The following is a 4,998-nucleotide window of genomic DNA, read 5'->3' as shown; positions in this document are numbered from 1 at the left end:
CGGGCGGGCCGGTAGGGCGCGAGGGCGTTTCGGGCGACGCGGGCGGGCCGGTAGGGCGCGAGGGCGTTTCGGGCGGCGGGCGGGATGCAGGTGCCGACTTCCCGCAACCGCGCCTGAAGCTCCGCGTCGACCCGATCGCGACCGCGGGCGATCGCCCGGTACGGGGTGGGCTGGGCATTGCCGAGGGCGACGGCTTGGCGGGCGCGGGCCAGTTCGGCGGTCCAGGCGGCTTGGTCGTCGGGGTCGACCGGCGGGGTGGGGTCGGTGTGGCGGAGCATGCGGTCGCGCCGGTGGTTCTCCCACGGGCGGGCGACGTCGGCGGGCACGATCGGGTACGGCGAGATGCGTATGTGTCGGCGGGCCGCGTTGCAGGCGTCCCAGCCGTGGGGGGTGGCCATCGGTACGTCGCCGAGCAGCTCGTGCCAGGTGTCGAGTTGGTCGCTGACCTCGTTGTGGTCGGTGCGGATGGTGCGGGGGTCGAGGCGGCCGATGTAGGCGAGCAGGGCGGCGGTTTCACGGCGGTCCACGGCTACTCCGTTCCGGTCCGTTTTTCGACTGCGGCCAGCAGGGCGGCGGTGTGGGCCTGGGCCCGGGTCATCCCGCCGGGCCGGGCGGGGGAGTTGGCGGGTACGGCGTAGAGCCCGGGGCGGTGGGGGGAGTGCTCTCGGGCGATCCAGGAGCGCCAGTCGGCAGCCCACGCCCCGGCCGGGCGGGGCGCGGAGTCGGCGCGGTGGGCGCGCCACTTCGCGTCGGCGGCCTTCAGGCCCTGCTCGCCGAGGCGGTCGAGGTGGCCCTGCTCGCGGATCCAGGCCAGGGCGGCTGGGTCGGGCTGCCACCGGGCAGCCGACGTGACGGCGCCACCAGCACTACTGCTGCTACTACCGTTCCTTTCAGGTTCACTACTGTTCTGGGTGCCGGAAACCGGCACCCCGCCCTGCCGGTTTCCGGCACCCCGGGGTGCCGGTTTACCCCGTGCCCTGCCGGTTTCCGGCCCCGCCGGTTTCCGGCACCCCGCCCTGCCGGTTTCCGGCACCTCACGCGGACGGATTCCGTACTGCCCGAGCGCCGAGATCCGAAGCGTGGGCAGGGCCCCGGACTCCTCGCCGGGCGCCACATCGACGCCGGCCTCCTCCTGCTGGACTCGAAGGGCCCGCGCGATCGCCCGGGCGGCCAGCGGAAGGCGGTAGACCGTGCTCCCCTGAGGACCGACGAGGTAGCCGAGCTGCTCCAGCTCCCCCGCCTCAACGAGCCGACCGATCGCCTCGCGTACGGTCGAGTTGGAGGCGCGTGTACGAGCCGTCAGGCTGGCCTGGGAAGCCCAGGACACGCACTGCTCGTCCGCAACCCGGTCAGCGATCGACAGCAGAACCAGCCGCGCGGATCCCCGGCTGGAACTGTGTACCCACACCCACTCGCGGGCATCGGTACTCACTGGCCGCTCCCGAACGCGGCGCAGGCAATTCCGCATTCCGGGGTCGAGTTGGTGGTAGCTGGTTCGGTTCCCAGCGGAGCCCCGCAGGCGATTGTTGCGCAGGCCGCGTCCATGGGCCTTTTACACACGGCGCAAGGCATGCAAGAATCTCCTCTTCAGTGTTGCCATGCTGACGTGCCCGGTGCAATGGGATCAGCACGGTGATGGTGGGCGTCGGCGGCCGGGAGTTCCCGCTCTCGGCCGTCCACGCTGCATACGCCCCCGAAGACCCGGCCTGGAGGTCGGGTTGTTTATGTTCGCGGATTCGGATGGGATCCCCGGGGGACGACGAACATACGCACACCCCGCTGCAGAGATCCAGAGTTGGCTCCAAAACCCTGTACTAGTCGCAGACAGTGACACCGCGACCCGCGCAAGACGCCGCCCCGGCACGCCAGATGAAGATTGGACGAATCCGCCTGGAGGCTCAGGCTGCCTCGCCGCCGTATGCCGGCAAGGGCAAGCGTGGGCATGCTCTCGCCTCCGCGGTGAACGGCGGGGGGCGATCGCCTCAGTCTCGCGAGGCGCCTTCAGCCGGTACGCGTGAATGGGCGCTTGGCTACCCGCGCAGAGCCCGCTCTAATTTCGCCGCCAGCCATGCTGACCGGACCTCGTGCTGCGGATGCGCCGGCACGCCTGGCGGAGGGCCGGTGACGAGCTGAGGGTGCTCCATGCGAAATCTGCTATTGCCCACCGTTACCCCTCACTCCAAGCCACCGGCCCGGTTCGGCGTCGGCTGTCAGGCGACCCTAAAAGCCCTCCAACAGCGCGTCAACGTGCGACGAGAGTGCTCACGCGTGGAATTCCATCAGCAAGCCCGCATCCCCGTCCGCAGAACAGCAAGACCGGTAGGACGGGTCCAACTCAAGGAGACAGAAGGCGACTTGGCGACACCGGAGTGTGAGCCATCCGTGCCAGAGACCCGACTGAACGAGTGAAACCGTCTCACATAGTGGACCCTTTCGGGGGGGATGCGTCAGCGCTGACGTATTTCCCGCCCCAGGCAAGTGATCTCAGTTTCATAACGCATGTGAGAAGGTGCCGATGCCGGTGCTCCTGCACTCCGGTGCCGACGGAGGCGGAGTATCTGGAGGCCGGAAAGCGGATCGGGGATCATGTGTCGTGATCGGCGTGTCACTGAGGCATATGCCGGAATGATGCTGATCATGCAGGGGTGAGTGATGATTCGCATGTCTCCCAGCCCCGGCTGGGCGAGCTGCTCAAGGAATGGCGGAAGCATGCCCAGTACCGCCTCGGCAGCGCGAGCCCGCTCACCCAGAAGGTCGTGGCCGAACGCGCTGGCATCGGATGGCGCACCTACCAGGCGCTGGAGGCCGGCGAGCCGCGCAGTCGGCTCGCGCCCGCGAAAGCGGACGCGCTGGCTGGCGCACTCGACCTGGACGCCGCCGAGCGTGATCTGCTCTTCATGCTCGCCGCCCGGGTCAGGCCGGGCCCCGCCCATGCCGCCGGCCCCGATGCGGCCGTGCTGGCCGACCTGCGCCTCGTCCTGGACAGCGCCGAGCCGACCCCGGCAGTCCTGCTCGACGCGATGGGCAACGTACAGATGTACAACCACGCCATGTCCACGTGGTTCCCCCACGTCCGCGAGCCCCACGCCAACATGGTCCGCTGGTGCCTGAGCCACCCCGAGGCCAGAACACAGATCGTCGACTGGGACCAGTACCTCCGCCTATGGCTCGCACTACTGCGCAACTACCAGGCGGTATACGGCAGCAGCGAGCCCGGCGTGCAGCAGATCCTCTCGATCATCGACGCCGATCCCGTGCTCCGGGCCATTTGGGAGGAGGGCCGCGACATCCGGCAGGACCTCGGCGGGGAGCGCTCCGCCCTGAGACCGCCCTGCTACGGCGGCGCCCGGGTGGAGGTCGTCACGCACGTGCTCCATCCCACGGCAGCCCCGCACTTCCGGGTCGGCGTCATCACCCCGATCGCACCTGTCCCCGAGGTGGAGACGAACGCTCGCCGCGGGTGAAAAAGGATTCTCAAGCCGAACGTCCGCCGGATCGCACTTCGCTGGAAGGCGGTATTGAGTTCTCCGGTACCGGCGTGCCGTGCGCAGCAGCCGTCCTCAATGAATGATCATGCTGGGGTGCAGGAAGAACTACTCCGTGTCTCTCAGCCGCAACTGGGGGAACTGCTCAAAGAATGGCGGAGGCGCGCCCGCCGCCGCCGTGGCCTGCCGCGGGCCCTCACCCAGAAGGAATTGGCCGAAGGAGCCGGCCTAGGGCTGCGCAAGTACCAGGATCTGGAAGCCGGCCGCAGCCGCCCCCTCCTCGCCCCCGGCCAGGCGGAGCGTCTGGCTGCTCTGCTCGGGCTTTCGGAAGGCGAACGCACCACCCTGTTCTTGCTGGCCACCCAGGGAATGCCCGGCACCAGCGAGGCCACCTATGCGGAGGGCCTCACCGATTCACAACTGCTGGTGGACACTTTTGATCCGACGCCGGCCGTCGTGCTGGACGCCGCCTGGAACGTCCTGATCTTCAACGCCGCCATGGCGGACTGGTTCCCCTTTGTCCGCCGGCCAAGAGCAAACATTCTCCTCTGGTGCCTAAGCCATCCCGACTCCAGGAAGCAGATCATCGACTGGAGCCAGCACACCAGAAGCTGGCTCGGAATCCTGAGACAGGCCCAGGCAACGCACGCCGGCCACCCGGACGTAGCAGCCATCGTGGAACACGTCACTACCGACTCGACACTGCACCCCATGTGGCGCGACCGCAGCGACACCCAGCAGGACATCGGAGGAGAGCGATTCACCCTCCAGCTTCCCTTCCACGAGGGGAAGCGCGTCGAGATCGCCATCCAGGTGCTGTATCCCTCGGGCCGCCGGAACCACCAAGTCGGCGTCCTCACCCCGCTCACCCCAGGCCCGTAGTTGCGCGGACCTTCCGTGTGAGGCAGTCCAGGATGGATTCGCTCTTCTCACGGGCCCGCCGGGGAGTTTCCAGGCGCCGCCGAGGTCCTCGTCCGCCCGGCGCCGCACGAACAGGACTGCGTCGTCGTGGACGATGACGGCCGCGCAGACCAGGTCGCGGATGCCGTCGGCTCGGGCCTGGTCCTCCAGATCGGCTGAGAGCGGGCGCAGGGCGGCGTAGCGGGCCACCGGACTCATCGGCAGACCGCACATGTCCCTCGGGTCGCTGAAGGCGAGTTCTGTGCCCTCGGTCAGGACGAGAGCGTCCGGATCGCCTTCCCACCGGCCCCGGAAGCGGATCAGCGCGAGGGTGCCGTAGCCGTACGGGGGCGGCTTGGGGGTGATCAGGTCCAGCACACGGCGGGTGTCGCCCCTGACGGACGTGTTCATCGGCAGCTGGTCGAAGTCCGCCGGCGCGATGAACGCAAGATCAGTGCCTTCGCCCAGCACCAGCGTCTTCGCATCGCCGTTCCACCGGCCGTGGAAGACGTAAACGGGGTAGCGGTCGGAGTCGACGCGGAACATCGCAGCAAGCGCGACGCCCTACGGCCGGCCTCTTCGTGGAGTTCGCGGACGCCGGTGACCAGGGGGA

4 protein-coding genes are annotated in these 4,998 nt (G+C 68.9%); 2 read left to right on the top strand and 2 right to left on the bottom strand.

Translation table 11 applies throughout. The features are described 5' to 3' along the window. Together H5J30_RS17325 and H5J30_RS17320 are read right to left on the bottom strand one after the other, a co-directional pair. The coding region (locus H5J30_RS17325) for a hypothetical protein (RefSeq protein ID WP_181788327.1) at nt 1-527 on the bottom strand (527 nt) is incomplete at its 3' end. A 2-nt stretch (nt 528-529) separates the two neighbouring features. Further along, nucleotides 530-1,432 (bottom strand): helix-turn-helix domain-containing protein, encoded by a 903-nt coding sequence (locus H5J30_RS17320; RefSeq protein WP_181788326.1) that lies wholly within the window; start codon nt 1,430-1,432, stop codon nt 530-532. Nucleotides 1,433-2,645: 1,213 nt separating this feature from the next. On the opposite strand from H5J30_RS17320, the gene H5J30_RS17315 reads away from it, so the two are divergent. Continuing rightward, nucleotides 2,646-3,464, top strand: a complete 819-nt coding sequence (locus H5J30_RS17315; RefSeq protein WP_181788325.1) for a helix-turn-helix domain-containing protein — start codon at nt 2,646-2,648, stop codon at nt 3,462-3,464. A gap of 117 nt (nt 3,465-3,581) precedes the next feature. Further along, nucleotides 3,582-4,367: an MmyB family transcriptional regulator gene (locus tag H5J30_RS17310; protein WP_181788324.1), complete on the top strand. Its 786-nt coding sequence runs from the start codon at nt 3,582-3,584 to the stop codon at nt 4,365-4,367. Nucleotides 4,368-4,998: the final 631 nt, after the last annotated feature.

This window comes from Streptomyces phytophilus (genome assembly GCF_013870535.1).
Lineage (GTDB): Bacteria > Actinomycetota > Actinomycetes > Streptomycetales > Streptomycetaceae > Streptomyces > Streptomyces phytophilus.
This window is presented reverse-complemented; position numbering and strand designations above follow the sequence as displayed.